At 58.7% G+C, this 25,049-nt stretch carries 25 protein-coding genes and 1 riboswitch; of the genes, 11 read left to right on the top strand and 14 right to left on the bottom strand.

Annotated features, from left to right (window positions below; translation table 11 throughout):
* The first annotated feature begins 54 nt into the window (after positions 1 to 54).
* Together madL and madM are read left to right on the top strand one after the other, a co-directional pair.
* Positions 55 to 447 (top strand): malonate transporter subunit MadL, encoded by a 393-nt coding sequence (madL, locus tag JFT91_RS03745; RefSeq protein ID WP_201231608.1) that lies wholly within the window; start codon positions 55 to 57, stop codon positions 445 to 447.
* A 5-nt stretch (positions 448 to 452) separates the two neighbouring features.
* Positions 453 to 1,217, top strand: a complete 765-nt coding sequence (gene madM, locus JFT91_RS03740) for a malonate transporter subunit MadM (protein ID WP_025109167.1) — start codon at positions 453 to 455, stop codon at positions 1,215 to 1,217.
* Between the two features lie 111 nt (positions 1,218 to 1,328).
* Here the strand turns inward: madM and JFT91_RS03735 are convergent, their stop codons facing one another.
* Positions 1,329 to 2,243, bottom strand: coding sequence for a LysR family transcriptional regulator (locus JFT91_RS03735; protein WP_123454264.1), 915 nt, complete (start codon positions 2,241 to 2,243; stop codon positions 1,329 to 1,331).
* 180 nt (positions 2,244 to 2,423) lie between these two features.
* Here JFT91_RS03735 and trhA point away from each other — a divergent pair, with 180 nt between their 5' ends.
* Positions 2,424 to 3,041 (top strand): PAQR family membrane homeostasis protein TrhA, encoded by a 618-nt coding sequence (gene trhA / locus JFT91_RS03730; RefSeq protein ID WP_201148163.1) that lies wholly within the window; start codon positions 2,424 to 2,426, stop codon positions 3,039 to 3,041.
* 130 nt (positions 3,042 to 3,171) lie between these two features.
* Here the strand turns inward: trhA and JFT91_RS03725 are convergent, their stop codons facing one another.
* A complete protein-coding gene (locus JFT91_RS03725) occupies positions 3,172 to 3,891 on the bottom strand; it encodes a 16S rRNA (uracil(1498)-N(3))-methyltransferase (RefSeq protein ID WP_201231607.1) in 720 nt (239 codons plus the stop codon).
* 208 nt (positions 3,892 to 4,099) lie between these two features.
* The gene (locus tag JFT91_RS03720) at positions 4,100 to 5,506 is read right to left on the bottom strand and encodes an adenosylmethionine--8-amino-7-oxononanoate transaminase (protein WP_201231606.1); all 1,407 of its coding nucleotides are present in this window, start codon (positions 5,504 to 5,506) and stop codon (positions 4,100 to 4,102) included.
* A gap of 222 nt (positions 5,507 to 5,728) precedes the next feature.
* Between JFT91_RS03720 and JFT91_RS03715 the strand changes: the two genes are divergently transcribed.
* On the top strand, positions 5,729 to 7,498 hold the full coding sequence (locus tag JFT91_RS03715; RefSeq protein ID WP_201231605.1) for a flavin monoamine oxidase family protein: 1,770 nt from the start codon (positions 5,729 to 5,731) through the stop codon (positions 7,496 to 7,498).
* 376 nt (positions 7,499 to 7,874) lie between these two features.
* Here the strand turns inward: JFT91_RS03715 and llpB are convergent, their stop codons facing one another.
* Positions 7,875 to 8,372, bottom strand: coding sequence for a lectin-like bacteriocin LlpB (gene llpB, locus JFT91_RS03710; protein WP_201231604.1), 498 nt, complete (start codon positions 8,370 to 8,372; stop codon positions 7,875 to 7,877).
* Positions 8,373 to 8,706: 334 nt separating this feature from the next.
* On the opposite strand from llpB, the gene JFT91_RS03705 reads away from it, so the two are divergent.
* Positions 8,707 to 9,258, top strand: coding sequence for a cytochrome b (locus JFT91_RS03705; protein ID WP_166221461.1), 552 nt, complete (start codon positions 8,707 to 8,709; stop codon positions 9,256 to 9,258).
* 31 nt (positions 9,259 to 9,289) lie between these two features.
* A complete protein-coding gene (locus JFT91_RS03700; RefSeq protein WP_201228970.1) occupies positions 9,290 to 9,883 on the top strand; it encodes a YceI family protein in 594 nt (197 codons plus the stop codon).
* 55 nt (positions 9,884 to 9,938) lie between these two features.
* Here the strand turns inward: JFT91_RS03700 and JFT91_RS03695 are convergent, their stop codons facing one another.
* Positions 9,939 to 10,826: a LysR substrate-binding domain-containing protein gene (locus tag JFT91_RS03695; protein WP_201228969.1), complete on the bottom strand. Its 888-nt coding sequence runs from the start codon at positions 10,824 to 10,826 to the stop codon at positions 9,939 to 9,941.
* A 128-nt stretch (positions 10,827 to 10,954) separates the two neighbouring features.
* Here JFT91_RS03695 and JFT91_RS03690 point away from each other — a divergent pair, with 128 nt between their 5' ends.
* Positions 10,955 to 11,326, top strand: a complete 372-nt coding sequence (locus tag JFT91_RS03690) for a nuclear transport factor 2 family protein (protein ID WP_201198521.1) — start codon at positions 10,955 to 10,957, stop codon at positions 11,324 to 11,326.
* Positions 11,327 to 11,413: 87 nt separating this feature from the next.
* Here the strand turns inward: JFT91_RS03690 and rhlE2 are convergent, their stop codons facing one another.
* From rhlE2 to ahcY, 4 genes are all read right to left on the bottom strand, one after another.
* Positions 11,414 to 13,306 (bottom strand): RNA helicase RhlE2, encoded by a 1,893-nt coding sequence (gene rhlE2 / locus JFT91_RS03685; RefSeq protein WP_201228968.1) that lies wholly within the window; start codon positions 13,304 to 13,306, stop codon positions 11,414 to 11,416.
* Between the two features lie 222 nt (positions 13,307 to 13,528).
* On the bottom strand, positions 13,529 to 14,341 hold the full coding sequence (locus JFT91_RS03680) for a substrate-binding periplasmic protein (protein WP_201228967.1): 813 nt from the start codon (positions 14,339 to 14,341) through the stop codon (positions 13,529 to 13,531).
* A gap of 170 nt (positions 14,342 to 14,511) precedes the next feature.
* Positions 14,512 to 15,357 carry a methylenetetrahydrofolate reductase [NAD(P)H] gene (metF, locus tag JFT91_RS03675; RefSeq protein ID WP_201228966.1) on the bottom strand — a complete coding sequence of 282 codons (846 nt, stop codon included), beginning with the start codon at positions 15,355 to 15,357 and terminating at the stop codon, positions 14,512 to 14,514.
* A 174-nt stretch (positions 15,358 to 15,531) separates the two neighbouring features.
* Positions 15,532 to 16,941, bottom strand: a complete 1,410-nt coding sequence (gene ahcY, locus JFT91_RS03670; protein WP_201148154.1) for an adenosylhomocysteinase — start codon at positions 16,939 to 16,941, stop codon at positions 15,532 to 15,534.
* A gap of 23 nt (positions 16,942 to 16,964) precedes the next feature.
* A riboswitch (S-adenosyl-L-homocysteine riboswitch) is annotated at positions 16,965 to 17,063 on the bottom strand.
* A gap of 197 nt (positions 17,064 to 17,260) precedes the next feature.
* Between ahcY and JFT91_RS03665 the strand changes: the two genes are divergently transcribed.
* Complete coding sequence (locus JFT91_RS03665; RefSeq protein WP_016984776.1) at positions 17,261 to 17,668, top strand: acyl-CoA thioesterase; 408 nt, start codon at positions 17,261 to 17,263, stop codon at positions 17,666 to 17,668.
* Positions 17,669 to 17,904: 236 nt separating this feature from the next.
* On the top strand, positions 17,905 to 18,786 hold the full coding sequence (locus JFT91_RS03660) for a formate/nitrite transporter family protein (RefSeq protein WP_201231603.1): 882 nt from the start codon (positions 17,905 to 17,907) through the stop codon (positions 18,784 to 18,786).
* Here JFT91_RS03660 and JFT91_RS03655 read toward each other — a convergent pair.
* Entirely contained in the window at positions 18,701 to 19,657 is a 957-nt protein-coding gene (locus JFT91_RS03655) for a LysR substrate-binding domain-containing protein (protein WP_201231602.1), read from the bottom strand. The genes JFT91_RS03660 and JFT91_RS03655 overlap by 86 nt on opposite strands.
* 101 nt (positions 19,658 to 19,758) lie before the next feature.
* Between JFT91_RS03655 and JFT91_RS03650 the strand changes: the two genes are divergently transcribed.
* A complete protein-coding gene (locus tag JFT91_RS03650) occupies positions 19,759 to 20,175 on the top strand; it encodes a VOC family protein (protein ID WP_201231601.1) in 417 nt (138 codons plus the stop codon).
* Positions 20,162 to 21,445 carry an amidase gene (locus tag JFT91_RS03645; protein WP_201231600.1) on the top strand — a complete coding sequence of 428 codons (1,284 nt, stop codon included), beginning with the start codon at positions 20,162 to 20,164 and terminating at the stop codon, positions 21,443 to 21,445. Before JFT91_RS03650 ends, JFT91_RS03645 begins: the two co-directional genes overlap by 14 nt.
* A 58-nt stretch (positions 21,446 to 21,503) precedes the next feature.
* Here the strand turns inward: JFT91_RS03645 and JFT91_RS03640 are convergent, their stop codons facing one another.
* The 4 genes from JFT91_RS03640 to sctS all read right to left on the bottom strand — a co-directional run bounded on the left by JFT91_RS03640 (position 21,504) and on the right by sctS (position 25,048).
* Positions 21,504 to 22,766 (bottom strand): cation:proton antiporter, encoded by a 1,263-nt coding sequence (locus JFT91_RS03640; RefSeq protein WP_201198492.1) that lies wholly within the window; start codon positions 22,764 to 22,766, stop codon positions 21,504 to 21,506.
* A gap of 175 nt (positions 22,767 to 22,941) precedes the next feature.
* Positions 22,942 to 24,000: a type III secretion system export apparatus subunit SctU gene (gene sctU / locus JFT91_RS03635; RefSeq protein WP_201231599.1), complete on the bottom strand. Its 1,059-nt coding sequence runs from the start codon at positions 23,998 to 24,000 to the stop codon at positions 22,942 to 22,944.
* A complete protein-coding gene (gene sctT / locus JFT91_RS03630; RefSeq protein ID WP_201231598.1) occupies positions 23,997 to 24,785 on the bottom strand; it encodes a type III secretion system export apparatus subunit SctT in 789 nt (262 codons plus the stop codon). The genes sctU and sctT overlap by 4 nt, the downstream gene beginning before the upstream one ends.
* Positions 24,782 to 25,048: a type III secretion system export apparatus subunit SctS gene (sctS, locus tag JFT91_RS03625; RefSeq protein WP_201231597.1), complete on the bottom strand. Its 267-nt coding sequence runs from the start codon at positions 25,046 to 25,048 to the stop codon at positions 24,782 to 24,784. The genes sctT and sctS overlap by 4 nt, the downstream gene beginning before the upstream one ends.
* Between the last annotated feature and the right edge of the window lies 1 nt (position 25,049).

Below are 25,049 nucleotides of genomic sequence, written 5' to 3'. Positions count from 1 at the left end.
CAAGCTTCGAACAACAAAAACAACATTCGACGATGCACTTTGAGGATTACAACAATGATTATTTACGGTGTGGCGCTGCTCGCGATCTGTACGCTGGTGGGTATCTGGGTCGGTGAGCTACTCGGCAAGTTGATCGGCGTGCCGGCCAACGTCGGCGGGGTCGGCATTGCGATGCTGTTGTTGATCGGTCTGGGCAGTTACCTGAATAAAAGTGGCTGGCTCAAGGGCAAGACCGAACAGGGCGTCGAGTTCTGGAGTGCGATCTACATTCCCATCGTGGTCGCCATGGCGGCGCAGCAAAATGTTTACGGTGCGCTGAAGGGCGGGCCGATGGCGATCCTCGCGGGAACCCTGGCGGTGGTGATTGCCTTTGCCATGGTGCCGGTGCTGGTGCGCCTCGGTAACAAGGATGCGACGCCAATCGCTCCTGCCAAGACTGCGGGGTGAGCGCCATGTACGAATCCATGATGAAAGTCATCACCGGCTACGGCTTGATCAGCGGTTTCCTGATTGTCGGCCTGACCATGTGGGTGTCCTACTGGATGTCCAACACCTTCACCAAGGGCCGCTTGCACGGCTCGGCCATCGCCATTCTGCTTGGACTGGTGCTGTCGTATGTCGGCGGTGCGCTGACCGGCGGGCAGAAAGGCGTGGTGGATATTCCGCTGCTGTCGGGCATCGGTTTGCTCGGCGGCGCGATGCTGCGCGATTTCGCGATTGTCGCCACGGCGTTTGGCGTCAGTGTCGATGAGCTGAAGCGCGCCGGGTTTGTCGGGGTGCTGGCGCTGTTTGTCGGTGTGGGCACGTCGTTTGTCGCCGGGGTCGGCGTGGCGATGGCGTTCGGTTATACCGATGCGGTGAGCCTGACCACCATTGGCGCGGGGGCGGTGACTTACATTGTCGGGCCGGTAACCGGTGCGGCGATTGGGGCCAGTTCGGAAGTCATGGCGTTGTCGATTGCGGCGGGGCTGATCAAGGCGATTCTGGTGATGGTGATGACGCCGTTCGTGGCGCCGATGATCGGCCTGAACAACCCGCGCAGTGCGGTGATCTTTGGCGGCTTGATGGGGACGTCCAGCGGCGTGGCCGGCGGGTTGGCGGCGACCGATCCGAAGCTGGTGCCGTATGGATGCCTGACGGCGGCGTTCTATACGGCGCTTGGGTGTTTGCTCGGGCCTTCGCTGTTGTTTCTGCTGATGCGCGGGCTGATGGGCTAAGCCGAAGATTTTCTGTTGTCAGGGCTGACGTCATCGCGAGCAGGCTCACTCCTACATTGGAATGCGTTCACCTGTAGGAGTGAGCCTGCTCGCGATTGGGACGACGCGGTTTCAGGCTTGGCGATTCGCATACATCCGACACTCCGCCAGCAACGCCAGCAAATTCGGATCCCTCTCCTTGGCCTTCAAAAACACCACACCAATGTGCTGCTGCAACCGATACTTCTCCTGCAACGGAATCAGCTTCACCCGGTTCTCGTACACCGCCGCAATCCTTCCCGGCAGCAACGCATAGCCCACCCCGGAACTGACCATGCTCAGCAGGGTGAAAATGTCATTCACCTGCATCGCCACTTTCGGTTCGAACCCCGCCTGCTTGAACACCCGGTTTCCGTCCTGATGGGTGGCAAAGCCCTGGGTCAGGGTGATGAACGTTTCATCGCGCACTTCCGCCAAATCCACTTCACTGCGCTGGGCGAACTTTGAATCTGCCGGTGTGGCGAGAAAGATGTCATCTGAAAACAGCGCGATCTGCTCGCAATCCGGGTCGTTGATGCTGTCGTCCAGCGACACCAGGATCGCGTCGACTTCCATGTTTTTCAGCTTGTAGAGCAGGTCGATGTTCGAGCCGAGGATCAGGTCGATGTTGAGTTCACTGCGGCGGATTTTCAGGCCCATGATCAGTTGCGGCACGGTTTTCACTGTTAGCGAATACAGAGATCCGAGTTTGAAACGTTCAGCGGAGAACCCGGCGGCTTCGCGGGTCAGGCGCACGCTTTCGACCACGTCATTGATCAGTTTCTGCGCGCGTTCTTCAAGTACGTAAGCGCTTTCCAGCGGCGTCAGGTTGCGACCTTCGTGTTTGAACAGCGGGCAGCGCAGGGCGCTTTCCAGCGAGTGAATCGCGCGGTGCACGCTGACATTGCTGGTCTGCAACTCGGCAGCGGCGCGGGCGAGGTTGCCGGTGCGCATGAAAGCGAGGAACACCTCGAGTTTTTTCAGGGTCAATTCTTCGTCGATCAGCATGGCGCGGACTCTTTCTTATGTCGGCCGATTGTGCACGGAAGATCAAAAGATCGCAGCCTTCGGCAGCTCCTGCATTGGAATGCGATCTTTTGATCCTGGCTTTGAACAGAAACATTGCGCTTTTACGCTCAAGGCCCGAGCCTTGCGCGCTGCGGTAATGAATTTGGAGGTGAGCGAGACATGTATCACGGGGAAAAACTCAACGCCTGGACGCATCTGGTCGGGGCAGTGGCGGCATTTGTCGGCGGCGTCTGGATGCTGGTAATTGCCAGCCTCGACGGCAGCCCGTGGAAGATTGTCAGTGTGGCGATCTACGCGTTTACCTTGCTGGTGCTCTACAGCGCCTCGACCGTGTACCACAGCGTGCGCGGGCGCAAGAAAGCGATCATGAAGAAGGTTGATCACTTTTCGATCTACCTGTTGATTGCTGGCAGCTATACGCCGTTCTGCCTGGTGACCCTGCGCGGGCCGTGGGGCTGGACGTTGTTCGGGATTGTCTGGGGGCTGGCGCTGATCGGCATTCTGCAAGAGATCAAACCGCGTTCGGAGGCACGGATTCTGTCGATCGTGATTTATGCGGTGATGGGCTGGATTGTGCTGGTGGCGGTGAAACCGTTGATCGCGGCGCTGGGCACGACCGGGTTTGCCTGGCTGGCGTCGGGCGGGGTTTTGTACACCGTGGGGATTATCTTTTTTGCCCTCGATCACCGGCTGCGGCATGCGCATGGGATCTGGCATCTGTTCGTGATTGCCGGGAGTTTGCTGCACTTCGTCGCGATTCTGTTTTATGTCCTCTAGACACACCACCATCCCCCTGTAGGAGTGAGCCTGCTCGCGATAGCGGTGCATCAGCCACAAACGCTGTCGACTGACAGGACGCCATCGCGAGCAGGCTCACTCCTACAGGGGAACGTATTCCATTTGTGGATTAGAAATCACCCCAAAGTTGCTGGGCCACCGCCAGTGCAACCACCGGCGCAGTTTCAGTGCGCAACACCCGTGGGCCGAGGCGGGCGGCGTGGAAGCCGTTACCTTTGGCCTGCTCGACTTCGGCGTCAGTCAAACCGCCTTCAGGCCCGATCAGGAACGCCAGCGTCGCCGGTTTGGCATGGCTCACCAACGGCTCCGCCACCGGGTGCAGCACCAGTTTCAACTCGGCGTCGGTCTGCTTGATCCAGTCCGCAAGCAACACCGGCGGATGAATCACCGGTACCCGCGAACGCCCACATTGCTCACACGCGCTGATCGCCACCTGACGCCAGTGCAGCAGGCGTTTGTCGGCGCGTTCGTCTTTCAGGCGGACTTCGCAGCGATCGCTGAAGATCGGGGTGATTTCATTCACGCCCAACTCAGTGGCTTTCTGAATCGCCCAGTCCATCCGCTCACCACGGGATAGGCCCTGGCCGAGGTGGATGTGCAGCGGCGATTCGACCTGACCGGCGAATTGCTCGTCGATTTGCACGGTTACGCGCTTCTTGCCGACTTCCCGCAAGGAACCGCGAAATTCGTGACCGGAACCGTCGAACAGCTGCACCGCATCGCCCTCGGCCATGCGCAGCACGCGGCTGATGTAATGCGCCTGGGCTTCCGGCAATTCGTGTTCGCCGGTGCTCAGGGGGGCGTCGATAAAGAAGCGGGACAGTCTCATTTCGGGTCTCTAAAAAAATGGCTCATAGTCGCTGTGGTGCAGAGCTTTTGTGGCGAGGGGATTTATCCCCGTTGGGTGGCGAAGCCGCCCCAAAATCAGCAACCGAGTTCTTCAGTTGAAATGTGCGATCCGGGATTGGGGCGGCTTCGCCACCCATCGGGGATAAATCCCCTCACCACAGGGTTCTTCTCAAACCTTTAGATGGAGATCAGCCTGGATCGCGGAAGCCGGGGTGGAAGTCTTTTGGCACCGCCACGCTGACGCTGTCACGCGTGGCGATGTCGATGCCTTCGCTGGCGACTTCGGCGAGGAAGTCGATCTGCTCCGGGGTGATCACGTACGGCGGCAGGAAATACACCACACTGCCCAGAGGGCGCAGCAGCGCGCCACGCTCCAGCGCATGCTGGAACACCTTCAAACCGCGACGCTCCTGCCAAGGGTAAGCCTCTTTCGTGGCTTTATCCTTGACCATCTCGATCGCCAACACCATGCCGGTCTGGCGCACTTCGGACACGTTCGGATGATCGATCAGGTGCGCGGTGGCCGAGGCCATTCGCTGAGCCAGTGCCTTGTTGTTCTCGATGACGTTGTCTTGCTCGAAGATATCCAGCGTCGCCAATGCCGCCGCGCACGCCAGTGGGTTACCGGTATAGCTATGTGAGTGGAGGAAGGCGCGCAGGGTTGGATAGTCGTCGTAGAACGCGCTGTAGACCTCGTCGGTGGTCAGGCACGCGGCCAGCGGCAGATAGCCGCCGGTCAAGGCCTTGGACAGGCAGAGGAAGTCCGGACGGATGCCGGCCTGTTCGCAGGCGAACATCGTCCCGGTGCGGCCGAAGCCGACGGCGATTTCGTCGAGGATCAGGTGCACGCCGTAACGGTCGCAGGCTTCGCGTAACAGCGTGAGGTAGACCGGGTGGTACATACGCATACCGCCCGCGCCCTGAATCAACGGCTCGACGATCACTGCCGCGACGCTGTCATGATGCTCGGCCAAAGCCTGTTCCATGGCCGCGAACATGTTGCGTGAGTGTTGTTCCCAGCTCATGCCTTCGGGGCGCCCGTAGCAATCCGGGCTCGGCACTTTGATGGTGTCCATCAGCAGCGCTTTGTAGGTTTCGGTGAACAGCGGCACGTCGCCGACCGACATCGCCGCCATGGTTTCGCCGTGGTAGCTGTTGGTCAGGGTGACGAAGCGTTTCTTGTTCGGTTGACCGCGATTGAGCCAGTAGTGAAAGCTCATTTTCAGCGCGACTTCGATGCAGGACGAACCGTTATCGGCGTAGAACACCCGATTCAGGCCCTCGGGGGGCATCTTCACCAGACGCTCGGACAGTTCGATCACCGGTTGATGGCTGAAGCCGGCAAGTATCACGTGCTCCAGTTGGTCGACCTGATCCTTGATGCGCTGGTTGATCCGCGGGTTGGCGTGGCCGAACACGTTGACCCACCAGGAACTGACCGCATCGAGGTAGCGTTTGCCCTCGAAGTCTTCGAGCCAGACGCCTTCACCGCGCTTGATCGGGATCAGCGGCAGCTGTTCGTGGTCTTTCATCTGGGTGCAGGGATGCCACAACACCGCGAGATCGCGTTGCATCCACTGATTATTAAGGCCCATTTACAGTCTCCTCGAGGCGGCTCGCGTCAGGCGCGGGCAAACAATCGGGCAAGCCTATGCAATGCGTCGCGTCGGGACAACCCATTGTGTCGATTGAGCTACTTTGTATGGGCCGATAGACGTCGCTGGCGGCGTTTTGATGGCTGACGTATTCTTCGCGGTTCTTTGGGTCGTCTGACCCGCAAAACTGCTTTTTCCTACGTGTTTTCCGGAGTTCGCTGAATGTCTGTCGGTTGGCTGCGCGCCTGTGCGCTGGTGATGTTGGGGCTGTTCAGCGTTACCGCGCTGGCCAAGGATAAAACCGCAATCGTGATCGGCGGCGGCCTGTCGGGTCTGACCGCGGCTTACGAGCTGCAAAACAAGGGCTGGCAGGTCACGCTGCTGGAAGCCAAGCCGAGCATGGGCGGTCGCTCGGGCATGGCCACCAGCGAGTGGATCGGCAACGACAAGACGCAGCCGGTGCTGAACAAGTACGTTTCGACGTTCAAGCTGGGCACCACGCCAGCGCCGGAATTCGTGCGTACGCCGGGTTATCTGATCGACGGCGAGTACTTCTCCGCCGCTGATCTGGCGACCAAGCAACCGGCCACCGCCGATGCCTTGAAGCGTTACCAGAAAACCCTCGACGATCTGGCGCGCTCGATCGACGACCCGCAGAACCCGGCGGCGACCAATACCCTGCACGCGCTGGATCAGATCACTGTGGCGAGCTGGCTCGACAAGCAGAACCTGCCGGCCACCGCGCGTCAGTTGATCAACCAGGACATTCGCACCCACTACGACGAGCCTTCGCGTCTGTCGCTGCTGTACTTCGCGCAGCAGAACCGCGTGTATCGCGGCATCTCCGACCGTGACCTGCGCGCCTCGCGTCTGGTCGGCGGCAGCCAGGTGCTGGCGCAGGCCTTCGTCAAACAGATCAAAACCATCAAGACCAACTCGCCAGTGTCCGCGATCGTTCAGGACAAGGACGGCGTGACCGTCAAAGTCGGCAGTGTCGGCTACCAGGCTGATTACGTCGTGTTGGCCGTGCCGCTGCGTGCTTTGAACAAGATTGCGCTGACGCCGGCGCTGGATGCTCAGCACTTGGCCGCGATCAAAGGCACCAACTACGGCTGGCGCGACCAGGTCATGCTGAAGTTCAAGACGCCAGTGTGGGAACCCAAGGCGCGTATGTCCGGCGAGATCTACAGCAACGCCGGTCTGGGCATGTTGTGGATCGAACCTGCCCTGAAGGGCGGCGCCAACGTTGTGATCAACCTGTCTGGCGACAACGCTCGCGTAATGCAGGCGTTCGGCGACAAGCAGATGGTCGATCAGGTGCTGATCCGTCTGCACGCTTTTTATCCACAGGCCCGTGGTTCGTTCACCGGTTATGAAATCCGTCGCTACAGCACCGACCCGTCGATGGGCGGCGCGTACCTGGCTTACGGCCCGGGCCAGATCAGCAAGTTCTGGCGCATTTGGGAACGTCCGCTGCAACGCGTAGCGTTCGCTGGCGAACACACCGACACCTTGTACCCAGGCACGCTGGAAGGCGCCCTGCGCACCGGTCAGCGTGCGGCCAGTCAGGTTGAAGATCTGGCGGCAGGCAAATCGTTCGAGCCAGCCAAAGTGGTTCCGGCTGCAGCAGCGGCAGGCGCGGCGGGTGCCGTGGCGGCGAAGAAGGGCAACTTCTTCACTAATCTGTTCGGCGGTTCGGATGACGACAAGAAACCAGAGCCAGCCAAGGCACCTGAGCCGGCGCCAGCACCCGTCGCTCCAGCGCCTGCGCCAACCCCGGCACCTGCGCCAGCGCCGGTGGAAGCACCGAAGCTAGCGACCCCGGTGAAAGCTGAACCGGCGAAGAAAGCGGCAGCCAAGCCAGCGGCGAAGAAGCCGGCGGCTAAAACCGACGCGAAAAAGCCTGCGGCCAAGCCAGCAGCGAAAAAGGCTGAGCCGGCGAAGAAGCCAGCGGCCAAGCCTGCGGCAACGACCGAGACCAAGGCGCAGTAAGCCTTCGCTCCAATAAAAAACGCGGCCATATGGGCCGCGTTTTTTTTGCAATTAAACTGACAGTTTTAGCCTTTCCTGTGCACTCCCAAGGCTTACCTCTGTACAGGATGTTTCCCACAAAATAATCAGAACGAAATGATAGCGGGTACGCGACTTCGAATTTTATGCTTGGATAAATTGGAGGTGACTCGTTATGAAGATATTTACGTTAATGCTCGTGTTGATGACGCTTTACGGCTGCGCAAATGGCCGTTTCTTTCCTGGAGGCTATGGCGCGGAGCTAGCCCATAAATGCAAGATAGATCCTTATCGCGCTGATTGTTTACAACCGCCGCCTGTTCTCAAGAACTAAGCGAAGACGAAAGTGCCCGGTCTGTTAAAAGTCCCATTTGTAGACTTGCGTACCGTCCGGTAATGTTCTCAGCCATCTTTGCTTCGGCTTTGACATTCGCCCCGGGACAAACCCAAAGCGTGCCCAGCGTGGATCGCCAGTGCGCTGATCATAAATGACCAGATTTCCATCCTCCTGGATAGTCATACAAGTGTTGTACCAGAGTGACTTGTCAATGCTGTGGGTGCTTTCGGCAATCCAAAGACGGCGTCTTGACGGATCATAGAGAAAGCCGCTATTGCTGATGACGAACTGCAGAGGTTCGCGCATTTTCTTTGGATGCAAAGTTGCGCTGTAAGGCTGGTTACTGTCGGCGATCCAAATGACGGTTTCACCTTCTTTGATTACCAGGTTTCCATCACTCTGCAATATTAGACGAAATCGGCCATTTTCCGATTGCAAGTATTGCCCAGGAGACATTGTTTGGTTCGGAGGTAACACCGATGAACCGCTTGCTTGAAAGGGGGTGTAACGGAGAGCCATGTATTTCACCTTCTCAATGAATGATTTGAGTCACCATTTGATCAGGTTGGAAAGTGCAAATAGAGATACATATTTATTGATTGAAAAGTTTCGCTATTTTAGATCTTGTCGTGAAAGTCGCCTGTCGGTATCACGCTTGCTGACGCCGAGTCGGACCGCGAGAATCGACCATTCTGCCCTGAGCATCTCGCTAAAAAATCACCTTTAATCTTTCCTTAACACGCCACTTACAGACTCTTGATCGTATTTCTCGATATTTCAAAGCGAAATTTTCCGCTTTAATTCGATAGATAACTCGCTAGTCTTGGTTCGCAGTTCTCACAGGATTTGGGCAATGCAGCTACGTAACTCTTCTTCGCGCTATGGTTGGGTCAGCATCTTCATGCACTGGGGTGTGGCGCTGGTGGTCTTCGGGCTGTTCGCGCTGGGTCTGTGGATGGTCGGGCTGGATTACTACAGCACCTGGCGCAAAGACGCGCCGGATCTGCACAAGAGCATTGGTCTGGTGCTGCTGGGCGTGATGGTGTTGCGGGTGTTGTGGCGCTTTATCAGCCCACCGCCGCCGACGCTGCAGAGCTACAGCCGCATGACCCGTATCGGCGCCAAATTCGGCCACGGGTTTTTGTATCTGGCGCTGTTCGCTGTGATGATTGCCGGTTACCTGATTTCCACCGCAGACGGTGTCGGGATCCCGGTGTTTGGCCTGTTTGAAGTTCCTGCACTGGTTTCCGGGCTACCGGATCAGGCAGATACCGCTGGGGTGATTCATCTCTGGCTGGCGTGGGCGCTGGTAATTTTTTCCGGCCTTCATGCGTTGGCAGCATTGAAGCACCACTTTATCGATCGTGATGCGACCCTGACGCGAATGCTCGGTCGCAAAGCCTGAAATTCAACCTCGACTCAAAGGAAAAGAAAGCATGTTGAAAAAGACTCTGGCCGCTCTGGCAATCGGTTCTGCCGTGCTGTCGGCAAACGTGATGGCTGCTGACTACACCGTCGACAAAGAAGGCCAGCACGCCTTCGTCGACTTCAAGATCAGCCACTTGGGCTACAGCTACATCACCGGTACCTTCAAGGACATCGACGGCAAGTTCAGCTTCGACGCTGCCAAGCCTGAAGACAGCAAAATCGAATTCAACGTGAAAACCGCCAGCGTATTCACCAACCACGCCGAACGCGACAAGCACATCGCCAGCAAAGACTTCCTGGACGTGGGCAAATTCGCTGACGCCAAGTTCGTCTCCACCAGCGTCAAATCCACCGGCAAGAACGCCGCGGGTAAAGACACTGCTGACGTGACCGGCGACCTGACTCTGCACGGCGTGACCAAGCCAATCGTGGTTAAAGCTGTGTTCCTGGGCGAAGGCAAGGATCCATGGGGCGGCTACCGTGCCGGCTTCGAAGGCACCACCAGCATCAAGCGCTCTGATTTCGGCAAGATGATGGACCTGGGCCCACAGTCCGACAATGTCGACCTGTACATCTCTTTCGAAGGCGTGAAAGCCAAGTAAGTAGATTGCGCCATCAGAACGCCGACCTTCGGGTCGGCGTTTTGCTGTCTGGCGTTCAGGCAATACTGTCTTGATACTCGATGATTTGCTGGCGCAGCCACGTCAGCAAGCTCGCCAGCTGTGCCGAACGTCTGGAATGAGTTGGCCACAGCATGAAATATCGGGATGCGTGCACGGGTTCGACGTCGGTCAGCCTGACCAGTTGCCCGCGCTGGATCATGGCGTGAGCAATGGATCGGCGCGTCAGTGCAACGCCGTAGCCCAGGCGCGCGGCTTCCAGCATCAACGTTGAATCAGTGAATTCGAGTGCCGCCGGGGGGCGGGTTTGCTCGACGCCTCCCGCCATCAGCCATGTCGACCAGCTTTCACTGGCGTGAAGCAGCGGGTGCTCAAGGACGGAAGCGGCGTCAGTCGGCAAGCGCCCGTGATTGAATTGAGGGGCCGCGACGACGATCAATGAATCTGACATCAGCGGTTCGCAGTGTACATCTGGCCATTTTCCATGGCCGAACCGAATGGCGGCGTCGATGATTTCGCCCTCGAAACTGGACAGCTCCATGCTGGCCACCAGTTTCAGGCGCAAGCCAGGGTGAGCGTCGAGAAATCCTTGCAGGCGCGGCAGCAACCAGAACATGCCAAAGGACGGCAGCACCGAGAGGGACAGTTGTGGGTGTCGGGTTCTGTACAGGAATTTTTCTGTGACGCCGGCGATTTCACCGAGCGATTGGCGGATCTGATAAGCGTAAACACGCCCCTCTTCGGTCAGCGTTACGCCACGACCGTTGCGCTCAGTCAGGTTGATACCCAGGTATTCCTCCAGTGAGCGTATCTGGTGGCTGACGGCGCTGTGGGTGACGTGCAGTTCGGTGGCGGCGAGGTTGACCTTGCCCAGTCTTGCGAGGGCTTCGAACGCCCGAAGGGCGGCTAACGGAGGGAGTTTCAATAGTTGAATTCCATTCACTGAACCGGGCAAAAAACGCCGCTATACGAGGGTTGTCGAGGTTGCGAATAATCCACCGCACGCCCCGGTGGGCGTTAATGACTTCGTGCCCCTTCGACTAGGATCTGTCCATGCTAATCAATGAAATCAAGGCAATGCTGGAGAACTACTTCAGCGTGTTGCAAACCCAGGATTTACAGGGCTTCGACGAAGTTTTCCACCCCGGCTGTGTCCTCTACAGTGCTCAGGACGGGGAAGTGACCGTGCGGCCCTTCGCGCAATATCGCGCCATGGTGCAAGGACGCGAATCGCCGCAAGAGCGCGGATTTGCGAGCCTGGACGAGATTCTGATGATCGATGTGATGTCGCCGGAAATGGCGATGGTTAAGGTACGTCTGCGACTGTTCGACAATATTATGGTCGACTATCTGAACGTGATGAAAGTGCAAGGCAAATGGATGATTTTCGCCAAGCTCTTCCATAAACAAGGCAGCGTGGCGTGATTGTCAGGCTGTGAGAGAGGGCAATCGAATTGACCGCTCTAAACAAAAACGCCCCGAACCAGTCGGGGCGTTTTTGTGAGGGGTCACTCAGCGATTGCGGGTCAGCAATGCCGGTTTTTCGCCGCGTGGACGGCTTGGCAGTTGATCAAGCTGCTCAGGTGTCGGGAAGCGATCAGCCTTCGACTCCTTGTGCATGATCTTCGGGCCAGTGCTGCGCGGGTTCTGCACGGCCGGTTCGGTACGTGGCTGATCGTCACGGGCCGGGCGGCGGTTGCGCGAAGACGAGGACGAGTCGTCGCGACGAGCCGATTGACCATCACGCGGTGCGCCGTTGCGCGGGCCGCTGCGTTTGGCCGGTGGAGTGCCGGTGCTTGAGCCGTTGCTGTTGCGCGGGCCATTCTGACGACCTTGCGACTGACCGCCGCGTGGTGCGCCCGAACCTGCGCCTGCGCCTGCACCTTGAGCCGGTGCACCTGGACGACGGCCGCGACCGCCAGCCGGGGCTGGCTTCGGCACGTAATCAACGCGGTTACCGAAGTTATCGATATCGTCGTCGAGGAACTCGTCCGGTGCGCGATCGGCAGCGGCGCGTGGCGGCTGCGATGGCTGACGCTGTTCACGGGCCGGAGTACCTTCGCGAGGTTTCTGCTGACGGGCAGGGCGCTCGCCACGTTCACCGGCAGGTTTTTCCTTGCCCTTGTCTTTGCCTTTGTCTTTACGACCGCCGCCACCGCCGCCGCCATTCGGGCCATCGCCGCGTGGGCCACGTGGATTGCGCGGGTTGCGCACGTCCGGACGCTCACGCACTTCTGGCTTCTCGGCTTCAATGGTGCTCGAATCGAAGCCCATCAGGTCGCCGTCGGCGATTTTCTGCTTGGTCATGCGTTCGATGCTTTTCAGCAGTTTTTCTTCGTCCGGGGCAACCAGCGAGATCGCCTCGCCCGAACGACCGGCACGGCCCGTACGGCCGATACGGTGCACGTAGTCTTCATCGACGTTCGGCAGTTCGAAGTTGACAACGTGTGGCAACTGATCGATGTCCAGACCGCGTGCGGCGATGTCGGTGGCGACCAGAATGCGCACCTGGTTGGCCTTGAAGTCGGCCAGCGCTTTGGTGCGCGCGTTCTGGCTCTTGTTACCGTGGATCGCCACAGCCGGCAGGCCGTGTTTGTCCAGGTACTCGGCCAGACGGTTGGCGCCGTGCTTGGTACGGGTGAACACCAGCACCTGTTCCCACGCGCCGGCGGTGATCAGGTGCGCCAGCAGCGCACGTTTGTGGCTGGCCGGCAGACGGAAGACGCGTTGTTCGATGCGCTCGACCGTGGTGTTCGGCGGCGTCACTTCGATGCGTTCCGGGTTGTGCAGCAGCTTGCCGGCGAGGTCGGTGATGTCCTTGGAGAACGTCGCCGAGAACAGCAGGTTCTGACGCTTGGACGGCAGGCGCGCGAGGACTTTCTTCACGTCGTGCACGAAACCCATGTCGAGCATGCGGTCGGCTTCGTCGAGGACGAGGATTTCAACGTGGGACAGGTCAACGCTGCCCTGGCCGCAGAGGTCGAGCAAACGACCCGGGCAGGCAACGAGCACGTCAACACCACGGGACATGGCCTGAACCTGTGGGTTCATGCCGACGCCGCCGAAGATGCAGGCGCTGACGAATTTCAGGTCACGGGCGTAGATCTTGAAGCTCTCGTGAACCTGGGCCGCGAGTTCGCGGGTCGGGGTCAGGACCAGTACGCGCGGTTGGCGCGGGCCGTGACGCTGGGATTTGTCCGGGTGACCATTCGGGAACAACCGCTCCAGGATCGGAAGGGCGAAACCGCCGGTTTTACCAGTACCTGTCTGAGCCGCAACCATCAGGTCGCGACCTTGCAACACGGCGGGAATGGCCCGCTGTTGCACCGGAGTAGGCTCGGTATAGCCCGCATCTTCGATGGCGCGGACTAAAGCCTCGGAGAGACCGAGGGAAGCAAAGGACATGAGTAATCCTGTTTTAGTTAGGGCTTGGCCCAATGGGAGTCTTGCCTGGCGCGAATCACGTTTAAGAGGACGCAATCCCGTCCGGTCCTGCTGCGGTTCCGAAGGCACGTCAGGAGCGCTCGCGCGGGCTGCAAAGCTGCGCTGTAGCGGGTCGAGAGGCCTGTTACGGTTCCGGGCGTCCGGGCGTGAGCCTGGCGGGAACGCCGGAGTATAACAGAGCAATCACTGCGCGCTGCTTTCCTGCTGCTCAACGGTTTTGCTGCTGACCGAGGCATTGCCCAGCGGCGCGGTGTTGGCGGGCGCCGCGCCGTAGCGCGCGCTCAGCTCGGCGTAGGCCGGTTCACGCTTGAAACGCTTGAGTTCGGCACCAAAGCGCTGCACCAGCAAATCCATTCCAGCATTGCGCCGAACCGCTAAAAATTGGCTCTGACGGCTGATGACGGTGGGGTTTTCGCTGATCTGATCGCGAATATTCAACTCATCGAGCAAATGCTGGCCAACGCGGCGATCAGTGATCAGCAAGTCGATGCGGCCGCGCACCAGTTTGCCGAAATTGGCCTCGTGTGTCGGTGCAGGTTCACGGGTGAACAGCGTTGATTCACTGAAGTCGGGGCTGTACAGATAACCCGGCGAGGTGCCGATGGTCAGGCCTTTGAGTTCTTCGAGCTTGCTGAACGGGTGCGGTCGGTCGTTGGCATAGAACATCACGAACTCGACGTCCGACAGCGGTTCGACGGGGTAGAGCAGAGTAGCGTCGCGTTCGTCGCTGTGAAAGATGTCCAGTGCACCGTCGGCCTGACCGGTTTCGAGCATCGACAGGCAGCGCTTCCAGGGCAGGAATTGCCATTCGACTTCAATGCCCAGGCGCTTGAACACAATGGCAGTGGTTTCGTAGTCGAGACCGAGTTTTTTGTCGTTCTCCTCGTACACGTAAGGTGCCCACGGCTCGGTGACAATACGCAACTTCTCGCCCCGAGCGGCAAAGCTCAGGCAAGCAAAAACCAGCACCGTGAATAATTGCGCGATCAAAGGCATGGCTTGAGATTACGACGAGAAACGCGAAAGAGCCAGAAAGTGACAGCACATGCTCTGTTTCGCGCCTTTAAAAGCAAAAGATCGCAGCAACAACAACCCCTGTAGGAGCTGCCGAAGGCTGCGATCTCTTGATCTTGCTTGTCGCTTTCAGCTTGAAACTTGCAACTGTTTCAACGAGGCAACTTCAGGTTATTCCAGATCGCCAGGCTTGGCTCAGCCTGGTTCATGGAATAGAAGTGCAGCCCCGGTGCGCCGCCCTGCAACAGACGCTCGCACATCTCGCTGACGACTTGCTCGCCAAAGCGCTGAATGCTTTGGCTGTCATCGCCATACGCTTCCAGCTGCTTGCGAATCCAGCGCGGGATTTCCGCACCGCAGGCATCGGAGAAGCGCGCGAGCTTGCTGTAGTTGGTGATCGGCATGATCCCCGGCACGATCGGCAGATCCACGCCCAGTGCCTGCAAACGGTCGACAAAGTAGAAGTAGCTGTCGGCGTTGAAGAAGTACTGAGTGATCGCGCTGTCGGCGCCGGCGCGAGCCTTGCGCACGAAGTTGGCGAGATCGTCTTCGTAGTTGCGCGCTTGCGGATGCATCTCCGGGTAAGCCGCCACTTCGATGTGGAAATGATCGCCGGTTTCTTCACGAATGAATTCAACCAGTTCATTGGCGTGACGCAGCTCACCGCTGGTCATGCCCATGCCGGACGGCAGGTCGCCACGCAGGGCAACGATGCGCTTGATGCCGGCAGCCTTGTACTCGTTCAGCAGGCCGCGCAGGTCGTCCTTGCTGTCGCCGACGCACGACAGGTGCGGTGCGGCCGGTACTTTGACTTCGCTTTCCAGTTGCAGAACGGTGTTGAGGGTGCGATCACGCGTCGAACCACCAGCGCCATAGGTGCAGGAGAAAAAATCAGGATTGTACGTTGCCAACTGACGGGCAACGTTGAGCAGCTTTTCATGCCCAGCATCGGTCTTGGTCGGGAAGAACTCGAAGCTGTAGCGACGGTCTTGGGACATGGTCATACCCTTGGAAACACGTAAGCCGGACGCTGCACCCCTGTAGGAGCTGCCGCAGGCTGCGATCTTTTGATCTTGAAAGATCGCAGCCTGCGGCAGCTCCTACACAGAGCGGTCAGCAGCGCCAGTCAGGCAACGCGGCGTGCCAGGCACACCGCGTTGACGCTCAGCCAATCAGTAGCGGTAAGCGTGCGGCTTGAACGGGCCTTCGACGGTGACGCCGATGTAGTCAGCCTGTTGCTTGGTCAGTTGAGTGACCACGCCGCCGAAGCCGCGAACCATTTCCAGGGCCACTTCTTCGTCGAGTTTCTTCGGCAGTACTTCAACGGTCAGGCGCTCGGCTTTCTGGGCTGGCGACAGGTCGGCGTACTTCTGGCCGAACAGGAAGATCTGCGCCAGCACCTGGTTGGCGAACGAACCGTCCATGATGCGGCTCGGGTGACCGGTGGCGTTGCCCAGGTTCACCAGACGGCCTTCGGCCAGCAGGATCAGGTAGTCGTCGTTCTGCGCGTCGAAAGCGCCTGGGCCGGTACGGTGGATCTTGTGTACCTGTGGCTTCACTTCTTCCCATGCCCAGTTCTTGCGCATGAAAGCGGTGTCGATTTCGTTGTCGAAGTGACCGATGTTGCAGACAACAGCACGCTTCTTCAGGGCTTTGAGCATGTTCGAGTCGCAAACATTGACGTTACCGGTGGTGGTCACGATCAGGTCGATCTTGCCCAGCAGCGCTTTGTCGATGCTTGCTTCGGTGCCGTCGTTGATACCGTCAATGAACGGCGAAACCAGCTCGAAACCGTCCATGCAGGCTTGCATGGCGCAGATCGGGTCAACTTCGGAAACCTTAACGATCATACCTTCCTGACGCAGGGACTGAGCCGAGCCCTTGCCCACGTCACCGTAACCGATGACCAGCGCTTGCTTGCCGGACAGCAGGTGGTCGGTACCGCGCTTGATCGCATCGTTCAGGCTGTGACGGCAGCCGTACTTGTTGTCGTTCTTGGACTTGGTCACCGAGTCGTTGACGTTGATGGCCGGGATTTTCAGCTCGCCCTTGGCCAGCATGTCCAGCAGACGGTGTACGCCGGTGGTGGTTTCTTCGGTTACGCCGTGAACGCGATCCAGTACTTGTGGGTACTTGTCGTGCAGCAGCTGAGTCAGGTCGCCGCCGTCGTCGAGGATCATGTTGGCGTCCCATGGCGCGCCATCCTTCAGGATGGTTTGTTCCAGGCACCACTCGTACTCTTCTTCAGTTTCGCCTTTCCAGGCGAAAACCGGGATACCGGCAGCAGCGATAGCGGCAGCAGCCTGATCCTGAGTCGAGAAAATGTTGCAGGACGACCAGCGTACTTCGGCACCCAGGGCAACCAGGGTTTCGATCAGCACGGCGGTCTGAATGGTCATGTGGATGCAGCCGAGGATCTTGGCGCCTTTCAACGGCTGTTCGCCGGAGTACTTGCGACGCAGACCCATCAGAGCCGGCATTTCCGATTCGGCGATGATGGTTTCGCGACGGCCCCAGGCAGCCAGGGACATGTCGGCAACTTTGTAATCGTTAAAATCTGCAGGCGTGATAACAGCGCTCATGAAGAGCCTCCATTCGTAATGTATGCGAATGGGCGCCGTTGTGCGTTTAGTGTCCGGCCTGAGCCAGTCAACGCCCCATCCGAGCCTGACAGGTTGAACCTGCTGCAGCGCCCCTCGGACAGGTGGCGGGAAAACGGTAGCAAGTGAACGTTACCGTTTTGAAACGGGGGCGATTATAGCCGTCTAAACTGATCTTCCAAAGGGTTTCTGTCGGGCAAATGAAGATCGCTAATAGCGACCATAGTCGAAGCCTCATGGAGCATGACCGCTCGGTCTGCCAAGATGGCACCCATCTTTCGGCAAACGCTCAGGAGTGAACATGAATTTCCACACCCGCAAGTGGGTAAAACCCGAAGACCTGAACCCCAACGGCACTCTGTTCGGCGGCAGCTTGCTGCGCTGGATCGACGAGGAAGCAGCGATTTACGCCATCGTCCAGTTGGGTAATCAGCGCGTGGTGACCAAGTACATATCCGAAATCAACTTCGTCAGCGCCTCGCGCCAGGGCGACATCATCGAACTGGGCATCACCGCCACCGAGTTCGGCCGCACCTCGATCACCCTGACCTGCGAAGTGCGCAACAAGATCACCCGCAAGAGCATTCTCACCGTTGAGAAGATGGTTTTCGTCAACCTCGGCGAAGACGGCTTGCCGGCCCCGCACGGGCGGACCGAGATCAAATACGTCAAAGACCAGTTCCAGGAAGATGAATTAGTCACCAAGTGATAGTGGTGGTGCGGCCTTCGCGAGCAGGCTCGCTCCCACAGAGATTGTGCTGACCTGTAGGAGCTGCCGAAGGCTGCGATCTTTTGATCTTGCCGCTAAAAAACAAGATCCAAAGATCGCAGCCTTCGGCAGCTCCTACATTGTCGGCGTGCACCCAAGGATTCGCGTGGCGCCTATAGAACGTATTCAATAGCGCGAAGGTCGTAGGTAAACACCACCCCCACGGTTCCCACGCCATGACCACGCCCACCGACGGCAAGACCCCCGATCTCTCGACCGAAGAAAAACACGAAGTCGAGAAAAGCCAGCCGCCTCGCGCGGCGGTTCTGCATGAAATCATCCGCACCCAAGGCGATCAGGAACTGGAACGCAGCATCGCTGCTCTCTGGTGGTCGGCGCTGGCCGCAGGGTTGACCATGGGTCTGTCACTGATGGGCATGGGCTTGCTCAATTCGCGGCTGCCCGACGGTGAAGAATTCAAGGTGATCGCCAGTTTTGGCTACTGCGCAGGTTTCCTTGCAGTGATCCTCGCCCGTCAGCAACTGTTCACCGAAAACACCCTGACCGCTGTGCTGCCGGTCATGACCAAACCGACGATTCGCAATTTCGGCCGACTGATTCGTCTGTGGACGGTGGTGTTGTTCGGCAATCTCTGCGGCACCATTCTGGTGGCCTACGTGATGCTCGAACTGCCGATCTTCGACAGCAAGACCGACCTGGCCTTTCTCGAAATCGGCCGCAAGGTCATGGAAAATCACGCCAGCCAGATGTTCGCCAAAGGCATTGTCTCCGGGTGGATGATCGCGACCATGGTCTGGATGATCCCGTCGATGGAGAGCGCGAAGATGTGGATCATCATCCTCATCACCTACCTCATGGCCCTCGGCGATTTCACCCATATCGTCGTCGGTTCGGCAGAGGTGTCGTATCTGGTATTTGCTGGCGAGTTGCCGTGGAGTGATTTCTGGATGGTGTTCGCTGGCCCAACGCTGGCGGGCAATATCATCGGCGGCAGTTTTATCTTTGCGCTGATCAGCCACGCGCAGATTCGCAGTGAGAGCGGCTCACTGAAAGCTGCCGGCCCTGAGGAGGTTCAGGGCAAGTCGAAGGAGGATTAGCGCGGTCAGGCTGCGCGGTTGCGAGTGCCTCGCACAAAGCGCTGATCATGTTCGGCCGGTCAGTCTGTGCAGGGCTGATCAGCGCAACCTCACGATCATACCGATCGTTGCCAATCTGGCTCACAGCACATTTATGGCCCCATTGTTCAAAGCCCGACCAATAGGGCACCAGACTGACGCCAAGCCCTCCAGTCACGAGCATGGCAATGGTCTCCAGCGCATCCAGATCTACCAGCGGCGTCGGCTTCAAGCCATGGTCGGCCAGATATTCCTCGGCATGCCGTCCGCCCCAGGCATCAGGATCGTAGCGGATGTAGGGTTGGCTCTGCAGTTGCGCGGGGATGCTGGCCGAGGACTTTTCCTGCGACAGAAACACCAGCGGCTCCTTGCGTAGCGATACGGCCCGCAGGGCTTTGGGCAATTCAAATGGGGGAGCGACGAGGATCGCAGCGTCGACGTCTCCCGAGAGCAGTGCTTGATACAACGACCGCGATGTTCCCGGCACGATAACCGGCTTCAGCCCCGGCGCCCGCTCGGTCAGTGCTCGTAATGCGCCAGGTAGAAGCCCCGTCAGAACGGTGGAAATAGCGCCTATTTTCAACTGCCCGGTCAGTCCTCCCACGTCAGCATCTCCCGCCAGTAATGCCGTTTCGCGAACGATGCGTTTGGCGCGGGGCAATAGACCAAGGCAGGCCTGACTTGGCCTGGCGGCGTGCCCGACGCGCGATAGCAACTCAAAACCGAGTTGTCGTTCGAGCGCGAGAATGCGCTGGCTGACCGCAGCCGCCGTCAACCCTTCGATACGCGCGGCATGGGCGATGGAGCCAGACTCCACGACGGCGATAAGGCTTTTCAAATAGCGCGTATCCATAAGAAATACTTTCGAAGGCGGAAAGAATTACAGGCTATCTCTTTTCATGGAAACCGCACAGTCTGCAACCGTTCGGCTGTTTCCATCATCAGGAGTGGCTTATGCAATCGATTTTTCATCTCGCTTTTCACGTCCGTGATTTGCAGCTGTCCCGGCAGTTCTATGGTGATCTGCTGGGATGCGAGGAAGGGCGCAGCACCGATACCTGGGTCGATTTCAATTTTTTCGGGCATCAATTGTCGTTGCATCTGGGCGAACCCTTTTCGGTAAGCAACACGGGGAAAGTCGGTGAGCACAACGTGCCGATGCCGCATTTTGGCGTGATACTCGAGATGTCGGACTGGGTCGTTTTAAGAGACCGGCTACTCAAAGGCCAAGTGCAATTTGTTCTGCCACCCAGCATTCGTTTTCCCGGAGAACCCGGTGAGCAGGCAACGATGTTCTTTCTCGATTCTGCCTCAAACCCTATCGAGATCAAGGGCTTCACTGATCTGCAGGGCGTTTATGCACAACTTTAACCAAAACGACGCCACAGCCATTTCGCAATGGGTTCGTTCGCAGGTCGTGAGCGCAGAGGCAGTGACTGAGCACTTTCTTGACTGTGTCGAAGCGCAAGAGCAGAGCATAAAAGCCTTTGTTGCGTTCGACCCTGACGAGGTGCGCAAGCAAGCGCGCCAACGGATAAACAGCAGCGCGAAAGGCCTGCTCGCAGGTGTCCCCGTGGGGGTCAAAGACATCTACGACACCGTCGATCATCCCACGCGTTTTTACTCCCCCATCTATGCGCATAACCATCCTTCGCGTGACGCTCATGTCGTCGCGCTGCTGCGCCAGGCCGGCGCGGTGATCATGGGCAAGACCCACACCACTGAATTCGCTTACATGCACACCGGCCCAACCCGCAATCCACACGATCTTGATCGCACACCCGGCAGCTCCAGTGCCGGTTCGGCAGCGGGCATGGCGGCGGGGTTTTTTCCACTTGCATTGGGCAGCCAGACCGCCGGGTCATTGATCAAGCCGGCGTCCTATTGCGGCCTGTATGCGTTCAAACCTACTTACGGGCTGGTGCCTCTGGAAGGGGTCAAGCCGTTGGCGCCGAGCTTCGACACGGCGGGTTGGTATGGCCGCTCGGTGCGTGATCTGCGACTGATGGCTCAAGTCTTGATCCCCGGTTTACCGGCGCCTGCTGCTGAGCGGCATTTATGCTCATTCGGTTTCTGCCGTACGGCGCGTTGGGATCAGGTCGACGAGGACGTCGCCAGGTCATTGCAAGCTGCCGTTGAAGAGCTGCGTCTGGCGGGGCATCAAGTGAGCGAGGTGGCGTTGCCCGAGGAGTTTGCGGCTGTATTCGATGACCATCTGCTAATCAACGATTGCGAGGGCGCCCGATCATTGGCCAAGGAGTTGCAAGCGCATCCTGACCTGCTCAGTGAAGAATTATTGGTCATGATCGAGCGCGCTCGTCTGACGACGTGGGCACAAGAATCAGCGGCAAAGCAGCGTTTGGCGAAGTTGGCGATGGTTTTGGAAGCCATCTTCAAACCGTTTGACGCCATGCTGGGTGCGAGCTGTGGCATCGTCGCTCCGTTGGGCCTTGGCGCGACCGGACCTTCCGATTTCAGCAAGTTCTGGATGGCGTTTGGCTTGCCTCAGATCAACCTTCCTCTCGTGCGCAATGCCGCGGCGTTACCCGTTGGGCTGCAAATGATCGGAGGTTTTAGAGAAGACAGCGTGCTTTTGCACGCTGCGGAGCAGGTTGATGCCGTGTTGAGAGCTGCCGGCTGATACCTGAACCGGGCACCGTCACAGCGCGAGTGCGCCGCGACGGTGCCCGGTTCAAGGGTCAGTGTGCAGAATCGGCAGTGCCGACGCTTTGCGGAGTGGTCACCCCGCGAACGACGCGGCCAATGGTCAGGCCTTGTATCAGGATCGATGACAGCACGACGATGTAGGTGATGCTCAGCAGCAAGTCACGCTCGATACCCAGCGGCAGCGACAGTGCCAGGGCAACCGACACGCCGCCGCGCAAACCGCCCCACGTCAACACACGAATGGTGCCGCGCGGCACCGTGCGCCAACGGCGTAGCAAGAGGATTGCGGGCGCCACGGTGAGCAGGCGCGACAGCAGAATCGCCACCGCCAGCAAACCCGCCGCCGCCAAGTGCAGCCAGTTGAACGGCAGCAGCAACAGCTCCATGCCGATCAAGGCGAAGAGCAGCGCGTTGAGCATGTCATCGAGCAACTCCCAGAAGCCGTCGAGGTATTTGCGGGTCATGTCGTTCATCGCCAGATTGCGCCCGAGGTTGCCGATGATCAGACCGGCGACCACCATCGCAATCGGTGCCGAGACGTGCAACTCCGAGGCCATTGCCGAGCCGCCGATTACCAGCGCCAGGGTCAGCATCACTTCGATCTGGTGCTGCTCGATGCTTTTGATCATCAGGTAGACCAGATAACCGATCAGCCCGCCGAACAGCACGCCGCCAATCGCTTCGTGAGCAAACAGCATGGCAGTGGCACCGATGGTCGGGGTCTCCCCGAGTTGGGCGATGCCCAGCAACACGGTAAACACCACAACCGCAGTGCCGTCGTTGAACAGCGATTCGCCGACGATGGTGGTTTTCAGTGGTTTCGAGGCGTTGGCGGTTCGTAGCACGCCGAGCACCGCGATCGGGTCGGTCGGGGAAATCAGCGCACCGAACAGCAGGCAGTAGAGGAAGCTCACGTGCCAGCCGAACAGGGCAAAAATGTAATAGGCGAGACTGCCGATTACCGCGGTAGCGATCAGTACACCGAACGTTGCCAAGAGGCCGATCGGCCAACGATAGCTGCGCAGGTCGTTCAGATTTACGTGCAAGGCGCCAGCGAACAGCAGGAACGAGAGCATCCAGTTCATCAGCAGATCGCCGAAGTCGATCTGGCCGATCAGTTGCTGCACACGCTCTTCCAGGCCGGGGTAGCCGAGCAGGCTCAGGCCTTGCAGCAGCAAGGAGAACATCAGCGCGGTGACCATTACACCAATGGTTGGCGGCAGGCCGATGAAGCGAAAGTTTACGAAGGTGAGGAGGGTGGTGAGGCAGATGAAAGCGGCGACGAGTTCAAGCATCCGGGGTCCTTTGGATGAAGGCGTAAGAAGACAGCCCGGCGTGGCGGGCATCACTGTGATGCGTGGTTTTCAGCAGGAGTTACATTCAGCGAGGCTTTAGACCGTGCCTGCGTTGACCGCATGATCGGCACGCCGTTACCGCTTGGCCTGAAAAAACCGCAAGTGCCGAGGCGTGTTACAGCTCCGGTGGAGGGGTTTGTTGCTGACTGTCGAGCCAGCGCAACACTTCAGCGGTGGTCTGAATCAAGTCAGCGGGGATGTACTGATCGACATGACTGTCCTGATACAGCGCCCGGGCCAGCGGCACTCGGTGCAATACCGGGATGCCTTCTTCCTCGGCAATCCGCCGCACCTGCAGGGCCATGGCTTCGGTGTGTTTCAAGGTGACGATCGGCAGCGGCGTCTCGCCCTTCACGTAGCGAATGCCCACGGCGATGTGGGTGGGGTTGGCGACGATCACCGAGGAGCGTTTGACGTCAGCGCGCAGGTTGCTCGACTGCAATTCCTGGTGAAACTGCCGCCGCTTGCTTTTGATTTCCGGGCTGCCTTCCATCTCTTTGTATTCGCGTTTGACCTCGTCCTTGCTCATGCGCAATTGCTTGGTGTGCTGGTAACGCTCGAAGGCGTAGTCAAGCGCCGAGATCACGATGAACCCGACGCCACAGACCACCAGCAGATGCTCAAGCAGCAGACCGATCACCGGTGCGATGCAGGCCAGGCCACAACCGGGCAGGCGGACCAGCGCATCGAGATTGTCGGCCAGAGTCGTCCACACCAACACCGTGAGCAATGCCACCTTGAACAGCGATTTGAGAAAGTCCACCAGGCTGCGCATCGAAAAGATCTTCTTGGCGCCTTCCACCGGGTTGATCTTTTGCAGATCGGGCATGATCGATTCGCCGCTGAGCAGGAACCCGTACTGCGCCAGATGCGCCGCGATCACTACCACTGCGGCGACGACCAACAGTGGCAGGCAGAGATAAATCATCTCCTGGAACAGGTTTTCCACCATCAACTGCAAGGCCAGTCGGAAAGGCAGGTTCACGTACTCTTCGGGCATCAGCATCAGTTGCCCGAGGTGCTCCATGTAGTAGTCGGAGAACCCGATGAGCGTGGCGATCAATGCCAGGATCAGTGCGGTGGACACCACTTCCCGGCTTTTGACGACTTGGCCTTTGGCCCGTGCATCGCGGATTTTCTTCGGTGTGGGCTGTTCGGTTTTTTCCGCACTCATGGCGTCTCCAGTACCGGGCGCAACTGGCGCAGCGGATCGATGGCGATCAACAGGCTGTCATAGGCGTGGTCCATCAATACGTTCAGGTAAATCACCAACAGCAGGCTGGCGACGATGCTTTTGATCGGCATCGCGAGGATGAACACGTTCAACGACGGGGCGAAACGGCTGATCAGGGCCAGGCCGAATTCGGCCAGGAACATGGCGATCAGCAGGGGCGCGGCAAGCAACAGGCACAAACGCAGCAGTTGCGCGAATTGCCCGTAGAAAAAGTCCACCCACTGGCTACCGATATACGGGAAGAACGTCGCGACCGGCCAACTGACGTAACTCTGATACAGCGCGCCGATCAAGGTCAGAAACGCGCCTCCGGTGAAAAACAGGGTGATCAGGGTTTGTGTCAGCAACAAGCCGGTAGGGCTGGTCTGGCTGCCCAGCGTCGGGTTGAGCGTCGAGGCAATGGAGGCCCCGCGCTGGTTGTCGATGATGAAGCCGGTCGCCTCGATGGCCCAGAACGGGATCGTTGCGACAAATCCGATGAGCAGGCCGAGCAGCACTTCTTTGCCGATCAGCATGGCCAGATCAATGCCATCCAGCGTCATCGGTAATGTGCCGGCGACGGTGGGGTAGGCGAACAGTGCCAGTGAGCATGCCACGCCATTGCGCAGCAGACCGCCACCGAGCATTTGTTTGCTGAGAATCGGCATGACCACAAAGCAGCTGATGATTCTTGGCAGCAGCAGGGTGTAGGCCAGCAGAAGCTGTTGCAGGTCCTGAATGCTCATCGCACGAGGGGAATCTTGAGCAGGGTCAGTTCGGCGAAGGCATACAACTCGTTGCCCATCCAGCCGGCCGTGACAAACAGTGTGACGACCACGGCAATCAGTTTGGCGACGAAACCCAGTGTCTGCTCCTGGATTTGGGTCAGTGCCTGCACCAGCGACACCAGCGTGCCGACGGCAGCGGCCATGAGCACAGTGGGCATCGACAGAATCAGCACCAGCCACAGGCTCTGGCTGGTGAAGTGAAGGATCTCGGCGTTATTCACC

Source organism: Pseudomonas sp. TH08 (assembly GCF_016651275.1).
Lineage (GTDB): Bacteria > Pseudomonadota > Gammaproteobacteria > Pseudomonadales > Pseudomonadaceae > Aquipseudomonas.
This window is presented reverse-complemented; position numbering and strand designations above follow the sequence as displayed.

Excerpts from the sequence above, each read along its gene's own strand:
- JFT91_RS03680 (WP_201228967.1), bottom strand. The coding sequence starts at position 14,341 with ATGCCTTTGATCGCGCAATTATTCACGGTGCTGGTTTTTGCTTGCCTG.
- sctT (WP_201231598.1), bottom strand. The coding sequence starts at position 24,785 with ATGAGCATTCAGGACCTGCAACAGCTTCTGCTGGCCTACACCCTGCTG.
- JFT91_RS03660 (WP_201231603.1), top strand. The coding sequence starts at position 17,905 with ATGACCACGCCCACCGACGGCAAGACCCCCGATCTCTCGACCGAAGAA.
- JFT91_RS03645 (WP_201231600.1), top strand. The coding sequence starts at position 20,162 with ATGCACAACTTTAACCAAAACGACGCCACAGCCATTTCGCAATGGGTT.
- JFT91_RS03690 (WP_201198521.1), top strand. The coding sequence starts at position 10,955 with ATGCTAATCAATGAAATCAAGGCAATGCTGGAGAACTACTTCAGCGTG.
- madM (WP_025109167.1), top strand. The coding sequence starts at position 453 with ATGTACGAATCCATGATGAAAGTCATCACCGGCTACGGCTTGATCAGC.
- JFT91_RS03655 (WP_201231602.1), bottom strand. The coding sequence starts at position 19,657 with ATGGATACGCGCTATTTGAAAAGCCTTATCGCCGTCGTGGAGTCTGGC.
- metF (WP_201228966.1), bottom strand. The coding sequence starts at position 15,357 with ATGTCCCAAGACCGTCGCTACAGCTTCGAGTTCTTCCCGACCAAGACC.
- JFT91_RS03715 (WP_201231605.1), top strand. The coding sequence starts at position 5,729 with ATGTCTGTCGGTTGGCTGCGCGCCTGTGCGCTGGTGATGTTGGGGCTG.
- trhA (WP_201148163.1), top strand. The coding sequence starts at position 2,424 with ATGTATCACGGGGAAAAACTCAACGCCTGGACGCATCTGGTCGGGGCA.
- JFT91_RS03665 (WP_016984776.1), top strand. The coding sequence starts at position 17,261 with ATGAATTTCCACACCCGCAAGTGGGTAAAACCCGAAGACCTGAACCCC.
- rhlE2 (WP_201228968.1), bottom strand. The coding sequence starts at position 13,306 with ATGTCCTTTGCTTCCCTCGGTCTCTCCGAGGCTTTAGTCCGCGCCATC.
- JFT91_RS03725 (WP_201231607.1), bottom strand. The coding sequence starts at position 3,891 with ATGAGACTGTCCCGCTTCTTTATCGACGCCCCCCTGAGCACCGGCGAA.
- sctU (WP_201231599.1), bottom strand. The coding sequence starts at position 24,000 with ATGAGTGCGGAAAAAACCGAACAGCCCACACCGAAGAAAATCCGCGAT.
- ahcY (WP_201148154.1), bottom strand. The coding sequence starts at position 16,941 with ATGAGCGCTGTTATCACGCCTGCAGATTTTAACGATTACAAAGTTGCC.
- JFT91_RS03700 (WP_201228970.1), top strand. The coding sequence starts at position 9,290 with ATGTTGAAAAAGACTCTGGCCGCTCTGGCAATCGGTTCTGCCGTGCTG.
- madL (WP_201231608.1), top strand. The coding sequence starts at position 55 with ATGATTATTTACGGTGTGGCGCTGCTCGCGATCTGTACGCTGGTGGGT.
- JFT91_RS03650 (WP_201231601.1), top strand. The coding sequence starts at position 19,759 with ATGCAATCGATTTTTCATCTCGCTTTTCACGTCCGTGATTTGCAGCTG.
- JFT91_RS03705 (WP_166221461.1), top strand. The coding sequence starts at position 8,707 with ATGCAGCTACGTAACTCTTCTTCGCGCTATGGTTGGGTCAGCATCTTC.
- JFT91_RS03640 (WP_201198492.1), bottom strand. The coding sequence starts at position 22,766 with ATGCTTGAACTCGTCGCCGCTTTCATCTGCCTCACCACCCTCCTCACC.
- llpB (WP_201231604.1), bottom strand. The coding sequence starts at position 8,372 with ATGGCTCTCCGTTACACCCCCTTTCAAGCAAGCGGTTCATCGGTGTTA.
- JFT91_RS03720 (WP_201231606.1), bottom strand. The coding sequence starts at position 5,506 with ATGGGCCTTAATAATCAGTGGATGCAACGCGATCTCGCGGTGTTGTGG.
- JFT91_RS03735 (WP_123454264.1), bottom strand. The coding sequence starts at position 2,243 with ATGCTGATCGACGAAGAATTGACCCTGAAAAAACTCGAGGTGTTCCTC.